Origin of the sequence: Psychromarinibacter sediminicola (genome assembly GCF_029168335.1) — a bacterium.
GTDB classification, from domain to species: domain Bacteria; phylum Pseudomonadota; class Alphaproteobacteria; order Rhodobacterales; family Rhodobacteraceae; genus Psychromarinibacter; species Psychromarinibacter sediminicola.
In genome coordinates, this window is record NZ_JARGYC010000014.1 from 24,179 (window position 1) to 38,839 (window position 14,661).

Consider the following 14,661-nt stretch of genomic DNA (forward strand, 5'->3'; position numbering starts at 1 on the left):
CGGGCTGTCGCCTATCCGGAGCAGGCCGATGATCGTCGTCGAGGATCTTCACAAGCATTTCGGCGGCTTCCACGCCGTGGACGGCGCCAGCCTGGAGATCGCCGAGGGCACGATCACCGGCCTGATCGGCCCCAACGGTGCGGGAAAGACCACGCTTTTCAACGTGATCGCCGGCGTTCTTCAACCAACCTCCGGGCGCGTGACCATGGGCGGCGAGGACATCACCGGCCTGCCGCCGCACGCGCTGTTCGCGAAGGGCCTGCTGCGCACCTTCCAGATCGCGCACGAGTTCTCCTCGATGACGGTGCGCGAGAACTTGATGATGGTCCCCGGCGACCAGTCGGGCGAGACGCTGTGGAACGCCTGGTTCCGCCGCGCTGCCGTGGCCGAACAGGAACGCGAGCTGGCGAAGAAGGCCGACGAGGTCCTGGAATTCCTGACCATCGACCACCTGGCCGATGAGAAGGCCGGCAACCTCTCCGGCGGGCAGAAGAAGCTTCTGGAGCTCGGCCGGACGATGATGGTGGATGCGCGCATCGTGTTCCTCGACGAGGTCGGCGCCGGCGTGAACCGCACGCTGCTGAACACCATCGGCGACGCGATCCTTCGGCTGAACAAGGAACGCGGCTATACGTTCTGCATGATCGAGCACGACATGGATTTCATCGGCCGGCTCTGCGACCCGGTCATCTGCATGGCCGAGGGCCGGGTCCTGGCCCAGGGGTCCATCGACGAGATCAAGGGCAACGAGCAGGTGATCGAGGCGTATCTGGGCACCGGGCTGAAGAACAAGGCCGTGGCCGAGGCCGCCTCCTGAGGCACCTCAAGACGGGTGGGCAAGACCATGACAGTCCGTTCGATTACCGCGATCCTGCTGGCCGGCGCCCTGTGCGGCCCCGTACAAGCCGAGGACGTGCAGGCCGAGGACGCGCAGGCCGGGGACTGCCGGCAGGTCCATCCCAAGCTGACCTTCTGCGGCGGCGAGGAGGCCTGGCGCCCGGTCGACCGCGATCTGCCGACCGGCATCGCCCTGTTCCGCAGCCCCGCCCGCGGCGTGGGCAAGGTAATCGTCGAGACGGTTCCGCCGGGCGAGATCACCGGCAAGCAGGTGGAGCGCGCGATCCTGCGCGACCTCGCCGTCAGCCAGGGCGGCGACGACCGAAGCTTCACCGTCGACCGGCTGGAGGGCGGCACCGTCGACGGCACCCCGGCCGGCAACCTGGAATACAGCATTCCCGGCGGGACGCGGCCCTTGAACCTGCTGCATTCCTACCTGGTGAAGGGCGATCTGCTGATCCAGTTCCTGACCATCACCGCGCCGGCCGTGGAAGAGACCAGCGCCCGCGCGCTGCACCGCGAATTCCTCGGCGGCTTCGAGATCACGCCGGAGGCCCCAGAGCTGTGAGCCGGACGAGCCGCCAGAGACAGAGCGAGACGGGGCCGCGCGCCCTGGTCCGCGGGCTGCTGGCGGGCGCATGCCTCGGCGCCGTCCTGCCGGGCGCGGCCGCGGCACAGACCTGTCGGCCGGTCGTCGTCGATGCCCCGGAGTTCTGCCCGGCGGGGACCGTCTGGGAGGGCGTCGCGCTCATTCCCAAGCTGGACGGCAACCGCATCCGCTCGCTGACCGGTCAGTACGACCGGCTCTGGCTGGTCTTCGCCGAGATCCCGTATGCCGAGGATCTGCCCCGGCACCCGGATCAGGGCGATGTCGCCGCTCTTCTGGCCGGGTTCGGAGACCTCCTCGTCACCTACGACGACGCGGAGATCCTGGAGACCTTCGCGCCGCTCGGCACGGACGTGGCCGCCGCCACCATGGCGCTGCACAACCCGGACACCGGATATGTCACCATGTACACCTACTATGCCGAAGGGGCGGCGCGTCTCGTCGTTCAGACGAGTCTGCAGGGCGCCGAGACCCTGACCGACCAGCACCGCGACCGCCACCTGCAGGCCGTGCGCGCACTGCGGGAGACCGCCGAATGAGCGACCCCTACCAGGACGACCGCGGCAACAAGGACCGCTCGATCGCCAATCCCGACGGCGTGGGCACGCTGCGGCCGGGGCACTACTCGGGCCATGCCCACGCGGCCAGCCCGGGCGAGCCCTTCCTGATCGGCGAGGAGATGTCGGGCGGCTACGGCCGCGGCCCGGACATCCTGCATGCCTGCACCATCGCGGTGGAGCGCGGCCAGATCGCGGTGATCGTCGGCCCCAACGGCGCCGGCAAGTCGACCGCGATGAAGGCGGTCTTCGGGATGCTCGACCTGCGCGGCGGCGACGTGCGGCTGGACGGCGAGAGCATCGCGGCGCTGACCCCGCAGGCGCGGGTGGCCAAGGGCATGGCCTTCGTGCCGCAGACCTCGAACATCTTCACCTCGCTGACGGTCGAGGAGAACCTGGAGATGGGCGCCTTCCTGCGCCGCGACGACATCATGCGCACGATGGAGCAGGTCTACGACCTGTTCCCGATCCTGCGCGACAAGCGGCGCCAGAAGGCCGGGGAGCTTTCCGGCGGCCAGCGCCAGCAGGTCGCGGTGGGCCGCGCGCTGATGACCGAGCCCAAGGTACTGATGCTGGACGAGCCGACCGCCGGCGTCTCGCCCATCGTGATGGACGAGCTGTTCGACCGGATCATCGAGATCGCCCGCACCGGCCTGCCCGTGCTGATGGTGGAACAGAACGCCCGACAGGCGCTGGAGATCGCCGACAAGGGATACGTGATGGTGCAGGGCCGCAACGCCCATACCGGGCGCGGCGACGAATTGCTGGCCGATGACGAGGTGCGCCGGTCGTTCCTGGGCGGGTGACGCTGCGCGCCCGCCGGGCCGGACAGCCCATTGTCTTGCAATGCGCGACCGTGGCGCCATGATGGGGCATCGTCATTCGTTCCCCGGGACTGCCCGCCATGAAACCCCTCGTTCCCCTGCTCGCCCTACTCTGTGCCGGCGCAACCGGCGCGGCCGCCGAAACGCTGGCGTGCCAGGCCATGCGGACCTGCATGGTCGACCGCAAATGCGCCGAGGCGCAGGAGGTCTTCACGCTGACCCTCGACGGCGCGCGCGCGACATTGGCGGGGGCGGACGGCAGCGCGGCCTTCGCGCTGGACGCCGACACGGGCACCGGCGCGGCGCGGCTGGGCGACCGCGTCTACCAGCTGCGCCTGACGGGCGACGGCGGCGGCCTCATCCTGCGCACGCCGGTCTGGGCCGGCAATTTCGAGGACGCCGAGCTCCTTTGGCTCCACTGCGGCCCCGCCTAATCCCCGCGCAGCGCGTGGCCGGCCCGGCACCCGGCGACCTGCGGGGCATTCATGCCACGATGCGGGGCGGCGCGCGGCCTGCAGACGGTGGCACTGGACGGACAGGCGGTTTACACCGAGACTGTTCGGAACGAACGACGCAAGAACAACGCCAGAAAAACGCACGGGCGCCGGCCGGGGCATCGCCGAATGACCGTGCCGGGGAAAGACCGAGGGGAGGACGACCGGAATGAAGCGACCCATACTGGCCGCCGCGCTGGCGCTGCTGTCGCCGCTGGCCGCGACGGCCGATCCCGCGCCGCAACGGGCCTGCACCTTCGACAGTGTCTGCGCGCCGGGCGAGGGCTGCAGCGACATGGCCGCCTTCACGCAGTTTCTCGACGCGGTCCCGGACGGCGGCGGCTGGGTCTGGATCACCGAGGCCGGCGGCGTGACCGGAGAAACGGTCTCTGCCCCCGACGACACGACGCTCACGGTGCTCTTTCCGCCCCACGAGGCCGGCATGGGCACGCTGCTGTTGACCGTGACTGCCTCGGGCGCCGCGGCGATGACCCAGCACGGCACGCATTTCGAAAGCGGGGATGCCGTGGCAACCAGCTATTTCGGCACATGCGCCACGCAGTAGCACCGGAGGCCGCACCGACATGGACCTTCTGAACGCGCTCGTCGCGCTGTCGAACTTCGTGATCGTCCCCGCCGTGGCCTACGGCGCGCAGCTGGCGCTGGGGGCGCTGGGGGTCACGCTGATCTACGGCATCCTGCGGTTTTCCAACTTCGCCCATGGCGACACCATGGCCTTCGGCGCCATGGCGACGATCCTGATGACCTGGTGGCTGCAGAGCATGGGCGTCTCCTTCGGCCCGCTGCCCACCGCGCTCCTGGCGCTGCCGGTGGGGATCGTGGTGACGGCGGCGCTCCTGCTGGCCACCGACCGGGTCATCTTTTCCTTCTACCGGGCGCAGAAGGCCAAGCCTGTGGTGCTGGTCATCGTCTCGATCGGCGTGATGTTCATGCTGAACGGCATCGTGCGCTTCATCATCGGCCCCGACGACCAGCGCTTCGCCGACGGCGAGCGGTTCATCATCAACGCGCGCGTCTTCCGCGACCTGACCGGCCTGCGCGAGGGGCTGGCGATCAAGACCAGCCAGGGGATCACCCTGGTCGTTGCCGTCATCGCCGTGGCGCTGCTGTTCTGGTTTCTGAACCGCACCCGGACGGGCAAGTCGATGCGCGCCTATTCCGACAACGAGGATCTGGCGCTGCTGTCCGGCATCAACCCCGAGCGGGTCGTGGCGATCACTTGGATCATCGTGGCGGCGCTGGCGACGCTGGCGGGCGTGCTCTACGGCCTCGACAAGTCGTTCAAGCCGTTCACCTACTTCCAGCTCCTGCTGCCGATCTTCGCCTCGGCCATCGTCGGCGGGCTCGGCTCGCCCGTCGGGGCCATCGTCGGCGGCTTCGTCATCGCCTTCTCCGAGGTCATGGTGACCTATGCCTGGAAGAAGGTGATCGCCTATGTCGTGCCCGAAGCCTGGGAGCCCGACGGACTCGTCCAGCTTCTGTCCACCGACTACAAGTTCGCGGTCAGCTTCGTGATCCTGGTGATCGTGCTGCTGTTCCGCCCCACCGGCATCTTCGCGGGGAAAGCGGTATGAACCCGACCGTCAGAGGCATCCTGCTCTTCGCGCTCGTCCTGGGCCTGATCGTTCTGTCGGGGTTCGAGCGCAGCTGGAACGTGGCGCTGGGCATCCTGAACATGGGGCTCGTCAGCGCGATCATGGCGCTGGGCGTGAACATGCAATGGGGCTATGCGGGGCTGTTCAACGTGGGCGTCATGGGCTTCGTGGCGCTGGGCGGGCTGGCGGCGGTGCTGGTGGGCCAGCCCCCGGTGGCCGAGGCCTGGGCCGCGGGCGGCGGCCGGCTGATCCTGGGACTGGTGATCGGCGCGGGCGCCATCGCGGCGGCGATCTTCGTCTGGGGGCGGCTGGCCAGGGGCTGGCCGCGCGCGCTGGCGGTCACCGCCATCCTGCTCGTCGGCTTCATCCTCTACCGCTGGGTCTTCGACCCCGCCGTCGAGGCGGTGGAGTCGGTGAACCCCGCCGGCACCGGCTATCTGGGCGGGCTGGGCCTGCCGATCTTCCTGGCCTGGCCGGTGGGCGGGCTGCTGGCCGCCGGCGCGGCCTGGGCCATCGGCAAGACGGCGCTGGGGCTGCGCTCGGACTACCTGGCCATCGCGACGCTGGGCATCGCCGAGATCGTGATCGCGGTGCTGAAGAACGAGGACTGGCTGTCGCGCGGCGTCAAGAACGTGATCGGCCTGCCCCGCCCGGTGCCCTACGAGATCGACCTGCAGAACTCGCCCGCCTTCGTGGCGCGGATGCAGGGCTGGGGGATCGATCCCGTCGCGGCATCCTCGGTCACGGTGAAGCTGGCCTATGCCGGGCTGTTCGTGGTGGTGCTGGCGATCCTTCTGTGGCTGTCGCAGAAGGCGCTCGCCTCGCCCTGGGGCCGGATGATGCGCGCCATCCGCGACAACGAGGTCGCGGCCGAGGCGATGGGCAAGGACGTGACCAAGCGCCACCTGCAGGTGTTCATCCTGGGCTCGGCCGTCTGCGGCATCGCCGGCGCGATGATGACGACGCTGGACGGCCAGCTGACGCCCACCTCCTACCAGCCCCTGCGCTTCACCTTCCTGATCTGGGTGATGGTGATCGTCGGCGGCTCGGGCAACAACTTCGGCGCGGTGCTGGGCGGGTTCCTCGTCTGGTATCTCTGGGTCGAGGTCGAGCCGCGCGGCCGCGAGGTGATGGAGTTCGTGACCGCCGGCATGGCCGACGGCTATTGGCTGAAGGCGCATCTGCTGGAATCGGCGGCGCATATGCGGCTGTTCACCATGGGGCTGATCCTGGTGCTGGTGCTCCGGTTCAGCCCGCGCGGCCTGATCCCCGAGCGATGAGCGACGTCGCCATCCTGCTCTTCGCCGCGGGGGCGTCCGCGCGGATGGGCGGCCGCGACAAGCTGATGGAGGAGATCGGGGGCGAGCCGCTTCTGTGCCGCAGCGCGCGGCGGGCCGTGGCAACGGGCCTGCCGGTGACGGTGCTGCTGCCGCCGGACCGGCCGGACCGGCCCGATCGGACTGCGGCGCTGGAGGGGCTCGCGCTCGCGACCGTCCGGGTCGACCGCGCGGCGGAGGGCATGTCCCGGTCGATCCGGGCCGGGCTTGCCAGCCTGCCGCCGGAGACCGCCGGCGCGATGATGCTGCAGGCCGACATGCCGGATCTGGAGACCGCGGATCTCGTGACCCTGGCCGACCGCTTCCGCGCGCTCGGCGCCGACACCGTCACCCGCGCCGCCGCCGCCGACGGCACCCCCGGCGCGCCGGCCATCGTGCCGCGCCGTCTGTTCCCGGCACTCGCCGCGCTGGAGGGCGACACCGGCGGCCGCGACGTCCTGCGCACCGAGAAGCAGGAGCTCGTCCCCCTGCCCGGCCGCCACGCCCTGACGGACCTCGACACGCCCGAGGACTGGGCGGCCTGGCGGCGCGCGGCCGATTGAGCGCGGCGTCAGTGCCGCAGCCGGGCACGCATCCAGCGGGCGTAGACGAAGAACAGGAAGGCGGCGACGGCCGCGGCGGCCATCATGTAGACGCCCGCCTCGCCGGTCGCCTCCAGAAGCGATGGCTCGCGCAGATACATGAGCGCCCCGCCCAGCACCAGCCAGCCCAGGAAGGACAGCGCAAAGAACGTCCCCGTGGCCATCCGTGACACCAGCAGCAGCGCCGCGAACAGCCCCGACCAGACCGCGACGCCCCAGGCGACGGACATCCATAGCGGCATCGCCTCGTACCAGGCCACCTGTTCGGGGGTCATGTTCGAGACGTAGAGCGGAACCCGCAGGCGAAGCCCCAGATAGTCCCCGACCAGAAGCAGGTTCCACAGAACCGCCAGCGCCGATACCGGAAGGTGATGCCACGCGCGCGCCATGTCCGTCTCTCTTCCGCCTCTCTGCCCGATGCGTTCGGGCGCCAGAGTGGCCCGCCCGCCCGCGACTGTCCAGAGGCCCCCGCCGGCAAAAGACGGCCCCGCAAAAGAAGACCCCGCCACGGGTGCGGATCGCGGCGGGGTCGGGTCGGCCGGCGCGATCTGGCGGGATACGACGCCGGCCGGCTGCATGTACGCTTGCGCTACTCCTGCAGGCGGCGCGCCTCCGTGCGGGTCAGCACGCGCCGCGCGGCAAGAAACCCCTCCAGCCCCGGCTTACCGCGCAGCTCGGGAAACAGCTCCAGGATTTCCTGGCGCTGGGCGGCGCCGATGCCGCGCAGCGAATGGTCGCCGGGCTGGAAGCTCTCGCTCCAGGCGCCGTCCGACAGCACCACCTCGTGGCGGTCGAACATGAAATGCACATAGGTCGTGCCCGTGGTCTGTACCGCCTGGATGCCCCGGTTGTTGATCAGGTGCTTGGCCGAGCACAGCACCTCGCGCTCCTCGAAATAAAGCTGCGTCTGGTCGGAGGCCACGAGCACCCGGTGGTTGGGGCTCAAGAGCATGTCCTGCGCCGGCTGGCCATTGCCGAGCGCGCCCTGGCGGATCAGCACGGGGCGCAGATGCGGCCGCCGGAGCAGGTCGCGGCCGCTCATCCGCTTCGCGCCGACCCAGCGCACCTCCTGAAGCCCGTTGTCGCGCGTCACCACGCGGTCGCCGGGCGCCAGGTCCTCCACCGCCACCGCGCCGCGCGCCGTCGCGATCTGCGTGCCGGGGGTGAAACAGGGAGTCGTAGCGGCGGAATCGGCCGTCTCCTGACGCCCCTCCTGACGCCCGGGCCGCACCGGCGCCCCCACCGGCGCCGGCACGCCGTCGCCGTCCTGTATCGCCGTCCAGTCTCGCTCGTACTTCACCATGGTCATCGCACCCGATTGTCTTGTTCCGGGCCGCCGATCCGCCACTGGCGGCCGCCGGCCTCGCCTACTCCCGATGTCTGAAAAGTTACCGGCGCAGTCCGCCGGCGCGAAGCGCAATTATGGTGACTTTGCGGCAGTTTTGGGCAGAACCGGTCAAGATGTCGCCCGACTCCGGCCATCTCCGGCGGGCGGATCGCGGCCGATTGTTGCGGTTTCCGGGACGATGGCGGCCCGGTCGACCCGGGGCGCCGTCCGGGCGCGCGGGCCAAGACCCGGATAATATCCTATGAACGGAAGGCGTTGCTGAAGGGAGACGACAAGGGCGACGCTCATCGCGTCAGCCCGGCCGCCCCGTCCAGTGTTTCCGAATGATCCGCAATCGGGCTGCCACTCCATCAGGCCGTCCTGCCGCTCGCAGCGCCGTCTGCCACAGTTCCGCCACTATTCGCCACCCGGTATCAATCCGGCGGACGCGCGCGGCATTGTTGCGCCCGCCCCCGTTAACGGATTGATCTCAAATCGAATCACATTTCGCCGCACCCTGCCCGCTCAGCGGATCAGGATGGCCCGGAAATCGTTCACGTTGGTCCCCGTCGGCCCCGGCACGAACAGATCCTCCAGCGCCGAAAAAGCATCCCAGGACCGGTGCGCCGCCAGAAGCTCCGCCGGATCCAGCCCCCCGGCGCGCAGCCGGGCACAGCTGTCGCCGTCGCCGAACGCGCCGGCATTGTCCTCGGATCCGTCGATCCCGTCGGTATCGGCGGCCAGCGCCGTCACGCCCTCCACGCCGTCGAGGCCCATGAGGCAGGACAGCAGGAACTCGCTGTTGCGCCCGCCGCGCCCGCCGGCCCCGTCCAGCGTCACCGTCGTCTCGCCGCCCGACAGCAGCACGACGGGCGGCTGGAACGGGCGACCCCGGCTGCGCACCTCGCGCGCGATGGCGGCCAGCACGCGGCCGACCTCGCGCGCCTCGCCCTCCATCGCATCCGACAGGATCGCGGCCGGAACCCCCGCCGCCTCGGCGACCGCGGCGGCGGCCTCCAGCGACTTCGCCGCCGAGGCGACGACATGTACGCGGTCGCGGGCGAAGGCCGGATCGTCGGGCTTCGGCGCGTCCTCGGGCGCCGTCTCCAGGTGGCGCTGCACCGCCTCCGGCAGGGCGATGCCGTAGGTGCGGACATGCGCCATCGCCTCTGCCCGCCCGACGGCATCGGCCACGGTGGGGCCCGAGGCGACCTGTGCGGGATCGTCGCCCGGCACGTCCGACACGATCAGGCTGACCACCCGCGCGGGATGCGCCGCCGCCGCGAGCCGGCCGCCCTTGATCCCGCTGACCTGCTTCCGGATCGCGTTCATCGCCGAGATCGGCGCGCCCGAGGACAGAAGCGCGCTGTTCAGCGCCACCTCGTCCTCCAGCGACAGCCCCTCGGGCGGCGCCGGCAGCAGCGCCGATCCGCCGCCGCAGATCAGCGCCACCACGAGGTCGTCCTCGGTCAGGCCCGATACCGCGCCCCGCAGCGCCTCCGCCGCGGCGAGCCCGGCGGCGTCGGGCACCGGATGCGCGGCTTCCAGCACCTGCAGGTGGCGGCAGGGCGCGGCATAGCCGTAGCGGGTCACGACGACGCCCTCCACCGGGTCGCCCCAGAGATCCTCGAAGGCGGCCGCCATCTGCGCCGCGCCCTTGCCGGCGCCGATGACCACGGTGCGGCCGGGCGGCCGCTCGGGCAGATGGGCGCGCAGCGCCTCGTTGGGATCGGCGGCGGCCACGGCGGCCTCGAACATGCGGGTCAGAAGCGATCGGTCGGTCTGGGACATCATGCGCGGACAGGACCACAGATACGCACCGGCGTCACGCCGGAAACGCAGGTTTTTCCCCCGGTCGTTTTTTCCCCCGACCGCGGGGCGTCCCGTCATCCGTCATCCGCCCGAAACCCGGCGGCCGCTACCACTTTTCGCCGAACGGCCGAAGGTCCAGCTCGAAGGTCCAGGCCGAGCGATGCTGCCGCGTCAGCATCAGCGCCGCCTCGGCGATGCGGTCGGGCTGCAGGAAGAAGTCGTCCGGCGCGTCGGGGGCGAAATTGGTGCGCGTGTCTTCGGTGTCGATCACCCCGTCGATGACCAGATAGGCCACATGCACGCCCCGGGGACCGAGCTGTTTCGCCAGCGACTGGGCCAGCACCCTCTGCGCCGCCTTGGCCGGCGCGAAGGCCGTGGTCCAGACATTGCCCCGAAGCGACGCCGTGGCGCCGGAGACCAGGATCGTGCCCGCCCCGCGCTCGGCCATCCGAGGCCCCAGCAGCCGCGCCGCCGCGAAGAGCCCCAGGGCCGCGACCTGCCAGCTTTGTTCGAACTGATCCGCCGCGATCTCCTCCAGCGCGCCGAACCGGGCGATGTCGGCGTTGTGGATCAGCACGTCGACGGGGCCCAGATCCCGCTCGACGCGCTCCAGCGCCGCGGTCAGCGCCTCCGCATCGCCGGCGTCGCAGGGATAGGCGGCGACCGCCGGCCTTTCGCCCGCGTCGTCGAGGCCCGCGCCCGACCGGCTCAGCAACGCCAAGTCGTAGCCGGCGCCGTGGAAGGCGCGCGCATAGGCCCGGCCCAGACCGGGCCCGTGCCCGATGATCGCACAAACGCCCTCCGCCATGTCCACCTCCCTGTGCAGCGCGTCGCCCCATGCTAACACGGGTCGTGGCCGGCGGCGCCCGTCCATTTCGCCCGACGCGCAGACCCCTGCGCTACAGGCCCAGCCCGCGCAGCACGCGCGGCAGCGCCTCGGGCAGATCCTCGGCGATCAGCCCGGGGCCGACCTCGCGCGCCGCCTCCACATGCAGCCAGGCGGCCGCCTCGGCGGCCCGCATCGGCGCGAGACCGCGGGCCAGCAGGCCGGCGACGAAACCCGAAAGAACGTCCCCTGCCCCGGCGGTTGCCAGCCACGGCGCGGCGCGGTCGTAGGCGGCCGCGTTGACGACCGCCTCGCCGTCGGGCGTCGCGATTACCGTGTCCGGCCCCTTGAGAAGAACGGTGCAGCCGGCCCGCGCCGCGGCCGCGCGCGCGGCATCGAGCCGGGAATAGGCAGGGCCGCTCGTCGGCGCGTCGCCGAGCCTCCTCGCGATTTCGGGGAACAGGCGCGCGAATTCGCCGGCATGCGGGGTGAGAACGCAAGCCTCGTGCAGCGCCGCGAAGAGCGCAGGATCCTGCGCGATGAGCGTCAGGGCGTCGGCGTCGAGCACAGTGGCCCTGCCGGCGCGCAGCGCAGCGGCCACCAGCTGCCGCTCCCGCGCGCCGGTGCCGAGGCCGGGGCCGAGGCACAGCGCGTTCAGCCGATCGTCCGCCTCCAGCATCGACGACAGGTCCGCGTCCGCCCCCACGGACCGCAGCATGACCGCGTCGAGCTGCGCCGCGTTCTCCTGCAGCGCGCCGGGCGGACAGCCCACCGTCACCAGCCCCGCGCCGATGCGCAGCGCCCCCCGCGCCGCCATCCGCGCCGCGCCGCCCCGCCCGGCGCCGCCGGACAGGACCAGCGCGTGGCCATAGCCGTATTTGTGATCGCCGCCGCGCTTGTCGAGCTCTGCCGCCGAGACCTCGGTGACGCGCCGGGTAATGGGCGGCTCGGCCTCGGCGTTCCATTTCGGGTCGAGCCCGATATCGTGGACGACGACCCGGCCGCAGGCGGCCGGCCCCTCGGCCAGGTAATGCCCGAGCTTGGCCTTGTGAAAGGCGACGGTCAGGTCGGCCGGCAACGGCGGAACCGGCGCGGCACCCTCCGCGTCGCGCAGGCGGCGGCCGCTGTCCATGCACAACCCGCTGGGCGCATCCACCGCCACCACGGCGGCGGCGGTCCGGTCACGGGCACGGTCGATCTCGCCTTGGATCGCGGCGAGCGCCGCATGGATCTCGCCCCCGACCGGCCGGGTCAGGCCGGTGCCGAACACCGCGTCGACCACCAGCCGGACCGTGCCGCGCCAGCCCGCGGCGATCGCCGCGGCGTCCATCGGCGCGACTGGCCCCATCGCGGCCCAGCGGTCGTGGTTCGTCCTGGCATCCGGCGGCAGCTTCTCCGGGTCGCCGAACAGGTACAGCGCCACCTCCCAGCCCCGCTCCTTCAGCAGCCGCGCCACGACGAAGCCGTCGCCGCCGTTGTTGCCCGGCCCGCACAGCACCACCGCCCGCTGCGGCGCCGCCCGCAGATCCGGCCATTGCCCGAAGGCGGCCGCCACCACGCCGCGGCCGGCGCGCTCCATCAGGGTCAGCCCGGTGACCTCTCCGGACGCGATCGCGGCCTGTTCGATGGCGCGCATCTGGGCCGATGTCAGCAATTCCGTCATTTCGCTGCGCCTTCCCTGTTCGCAGAACGCTCCGTCACAGAGCATGTTGCATAAACTTTGGGCATCGTAGACAAATCCCCGAGGAGCCTCCGCACCGCGTCCCCCTCGCGAATTGTGGCGCGGCGGCGGAAATGATCTTGAACCACAGACCGCACGGTATCCAGGGAGTCGCAGCAGATGAAGAAGATCGAGGCGATCATCAAGCCGTTCAAGCTTGATGAAGTGAAGGAAGCGCTGCAGGAGATCGGCGTGCAGGGGCTCTCTGTCATCGAGGTGAAGGGCTTCGGCCGCCAGAAGGGCCATACCGAACTTTACCGCGGCGCCGAGTACGTCGTCGATTTTCTGCCCAAGGTGAAGATCGAGGTGGTGCTGGACTCCGACCAGGTCGATGCGGCGGTCGACGCGATCATCGGCGCGGCGAAGACCGACAAGATCGGCGACGGCAAGATCTTCGTCTCGACGGTCGAACAGGCGATCCGCATCCGCACCGGCGAATCCGGGCCCGACGCCCTGTAATCCGCGGCGCGCCCGCGGACGGACCCGACCGGCGGGCGGGCGGCGTGCCCCCGGCGCACCCACAACCAGACATTCCGAACACACGACAAGGGAAAGACAATGAGCAAATCTGACCTGCTAAAGACCATCCAGGACGAAGAGGTCGAGTACGTCGACATCCGCTTCACCGACCCGCGCGGCAAGCTGCAGCACGTGACGATCCTGTCCGACGAGGTCGACGAGGACTTCCTGGACGAGGGCTTCATGTTCGACGGCTCCTCCATCGCCGGCTGGAAGTCGATCGACCAGTCCGACATGAAGCTGATGCCCGATACCGACTCGGCCTACATGGACCCGTTCTTCGCCGAGAAGACGATGGCCGTGCACTGCTCGATCGTCGAGCCGGATACCGGCGAGCTCTATGACCGCGACCCGCGCGGCACCGCCGAGAAGGCCGAGGCCTATCTGAAGTCGTCGGGCATCGGCGACAGCGCCTTCTTCGGGCCGGAGGCCGAGTTCTTCCTGTTCGACAACGTCAAGTACTCGCTGTCGATGAACAAGGTCTCCTACGAGGTCGACGCGCTGGACGCCGCCTGGAACACCGACACCGATTACGAGATGGGCAATATGGGCCATCGCCCGGGCGTCAAGGGCGGCTATTTCCCGGTGCCGCCGGTCGATGACGGCCAGGACATCCGCTCGGAGATGCTGTCGACGATGAAGCGGATCGGCATGAAGGTGGACAAGCACCACCACGAGGTCGCCTCGTGCCAGCACGAGCTGGGGCTGATCTTCTCGTCGCTGACCGACCAGGGCGACCAGCTGCAGAAGTACAAATACGTCATCCACCAGGTGGCGCAGGCCTACGGCAAGTCGGCGACCTTCATGCCGAAGCCGATCGCCGGCGACAACGGCACCGGCATGCACGTGAACATGTCGATCTGGAAGGACGGCAAGCCGCTCTTTGCGGGCGACAAGTACGCCGATCTCTCGGACGAGGCGCTGTTCTATATCGGCGGCGTCCTGAAGCACGCCAAGGCGCTCAACGCCTTCACCAACCCGTCGACCAACTCCTACAAGCGTCTGATCCCGGGCTTCGAGGCGCCGGTGCTGCGGGCCTATTCGGCGCGGAACCGCTCGGGCTGCGTGCGTATCCCGTGGACCGAGTCGCCCAAGGCGAAGCGGGTCGAGGCGCGTTTCCCCGACCCGTCGGCGAACCCCTATCTGTGCTTCGCCGCCCTGCTGATGGCCGGGATCGACGGGATCAAGAACAAGATCCACCCGGGCGAAGCCATGGACAAGGACCTCTACGACCTGCCCCCCGAGGAGTTGGCCGGTATCCCGACAGTCTGTGCTTCCTTGCGCGAGGCGATGGACGAGCTGGAGAAGGACATGGACTTCCTGCTGGCCGGCGACGTGTTCACCCGCGACCAGATCGAGGGCTACATGGAGCTCAAGTGGGAAGAGATCTACGCCTTCGAGCACACCCCGCACCCGGTCGAGTTCAAGATGTACTACAGCTGCTGAGCGCCGTCGCGCTCGGAGACCGGAAAGGGCGCCCACGGGCGCCCTTTCTTTGTGGACCTCCCCGGCCCTGACGGGCGCACGTCCCCCTTCGGCAAAGGACGCGCCAAGGTCTCCGGAGCCGCCCTCCCTGCTTCATCTTGGCTGAAATACTCCCTGGG

General features: G+C 70.1%; 16 protein-coding genes. 11 read left to right on the forward strand and 5 right to left on the reverse strand.

Annotation, left to right across the window (positions count from 1 at the left end):
* The first annotated feature begins 28 nt into the window (after nt 1-28).
* From P1J78_RS07170 to P1J78_RS07210, 9 genes are all read left to right on the forward strand, one after another.
* Complete coding sequence (locus P1J78_RS07170) at nt 29-817, forward strand: ABC transporter ATP-binding protein (protein ID WP_275566649.1); 789 nt, start codon at nt 29-31, stop codon at nt 815-817.
* A 27-nt stretch (nt 818-844) separates the two neighbouring features.
* Nucleotides 845-1,405, forward strand: coding sequence for a hypothetical protein (locus P1J78_RS07175; RefSeq protein WP_275566650.1), 561 nt, complete (start codon nt 845-847; stop codon nt 1,403-1,405).
* Complete coding sequence (locus tag P1J78_RS07180; RefSeq protein ID WP_275566651.1) at nt 1,402-1,983, forward strand: hypothetical protein; 582 nt, start codon at nt 1,402-1,404, stop codon at nt 1,981-1,983. The genes P1J78_RS07175 and P1J78_RS07180 overlap by 4 nt, the downstream gene beginning before the upstream one ends.
* The gene (locus P1J78_RS07185; protein ID WP_275566652.1) at nt 1,980-2,807 is read left to right on the forward strand and encodes an ABC transporter ATP-binding protein; all 828 of its coding nucleotides are present in this window, start codon (nt 1,980-1,982) and stop codon (nt 2,805-2,807) included. Before P1J78_RS07180 ends, P1J78_RS07185 begins: the two co-directional genes overlap by 4 nt.
* A gap of 98 nt (nt 2,808-2,905) precedes the next feature.
* Entirely contained in the window at nt 2,906-3,259 is a 354-nt protein-coding gene (locus tag P1J78_RS07190) for a hypothetical protein (protein WP_275566653.1), read from the forward strand.
* A gap of 229 nt (nt 3,260-3,488) precedes the next feature.
* Nucleotides 3,489-3,884 (forward strand): hypothetical protein, encoded by a 396-nt coding sequence (locus P1J78_RS07195; RefSeq protein WP_275566654.1) that lies wholly within the window; start codon nt 3,489-3,491, stop codon nt 3,882-3,884.
* 19 nt (nt 3,885-3,903) lie between these two features.
* The gene (locus P1J78_RS07200; protein ID WP_275566655.1) at nt 3,904-4,914 is read left to right on the forward strand and encodes a branched-chain amino acid ABC transporter permease; all 1,011 of its coding nucleotides are present in this window, start codon (nt 3,904-3,906) and stop codon (nt 4,912-4,914) included.
* A complete protein-coding gene (locus P1J78_RS07205) occupies nt 4,911-6,215 on the forward strand; it encodes a branched-chain amino acid ABC transporter permease (RefSeq protein WP_275566656.1) in 1,305 nt (434 codons plus the stop codon). Before P1J78_RS07200 ends, P1J78_RS07205 begins: the two co-directional genes overlap by 4 nt.
* Nucleotides 6,212-6,814, forward strand: coding sequence for a nucleotidyltransferase family protein (locus P1J78_RS07210; RefSeq protein WP_275566657.1), 603 nt, complete (start codon nt 6,212-6,214; stop codon nt 6,812-6,814). Before P1J78_RS07205 ends, P1J78_RS07210 begins: the two co-directional genes overlap by 4 nt.
* An 8-nt stretch (nt 6,815-6,822) precedes the next feature.
* Here the strand turns inward: P1J78_RS07210 and P1J78_RS07215 are convergent, their stop codons facing one another.
* The 5 genes from P1J78_RS07215 to P1J78_RS07235 all read right to left on the reverse strand — a co-directional run bounded on the left by P1J78_RS07215 (nt 6,823) and on the right by P1J78_RS07235 (nt 12,481).
* Nucleotides 6,823-7,242 carry a hypothetical protein gene (locus P1J78_RS07215; protein ID WP_275566658.1) on the reverse strand — a complete coding sequence of 140 codons (420 nt, stop codon included), beginning with the start codon at nt 7,240-7,242 and terminating at the stop codon, nt 6,823-6,825.
* A 200-nt stretch (nt 7,243-7,442) separates the two neighbouring features.
* Complete coding sequence (locus tag P1J78_RS07220; protein ID WP_309568111.1) at nt 7,443-8,162, reverse strand: Hint domain-containing protein; 720 nt, start codon at nt 8,160-8,162, stop codon at nt 7,443-7,445.
* A 543-nt stretch (nt 8,163-8,705) separates the two neighbouring features.
* The gene (locus tag P1J78_RS07225; RefSeq protein ID WP_275566659.1) at nt 8,706-9,971 is read right to left on the reverse strand and encodes a glycerate kinase type-2 family protein; all 1,266 of its coding nucleotides are present in this window, start codon (nt 9,969-9,971) and stop codon (nt 8,706-8,708) included.
* Nucleotides 9,972-10,098: 127 nt separating this feature from the next.
* Nucleotides 10,099-10,800, reverse strand: a complete 702-nt coding sequence (locus P1J78_RS07230; protein WP_275566660.1) for an SDR family NAD(P)-dependent oxidoreductase — start codon at nt 10,798-10,800, stop codon at nt 10,099-10,101.
* 91 nt (nt 10,801-10,891) lie between these two features.
* A complete protein-coding gene (locus tag P1J78_RS07235) occupies nt 10,892-12,481 on the reverse strand; it encodes an NAD(P)H-hydrate dehydratase (protein WP_275566661.1) in 1,590 nt (529 codons plus the stop codon).
* A 177-nt stretch (nt 12,482-12,658) separates the two neighbouring features.
* Between P1J78_RS07235 and P1J78_RS07240 the strand changes: the two genes are divergently transcribed.
* Together P1J78_RS07240 and glnA are read left to right on the forward strand one after the other, a co-directional pair.
* The gene (locus tag P1J78_RS07240; RefSeq protein WP_275566662.1) at nt 12,659-12,997 is read left to right on the forward strand and encodes a P-II family nitrogen regulator; all 339 of its coding nucleotides are present in this window, start codon (nt 12,659-12,661) and stop codon (nt 12,995-12,997) included.
* A gap of 99 nt (nt 12,998-13,096) precedes the next feature.
* Entirely contained in the window at nt 13,097-14,503 is a 1,407-nt protein-coding gene (glnA, locus tag P1J78_RS07245; RefSeq protein ID WP_275566663.1) for a type I glutamate--ammonia ligase, read from the forward strand.
* Nucleotides 14,504-14,661 lie beyond the last annotated feature (158 nt).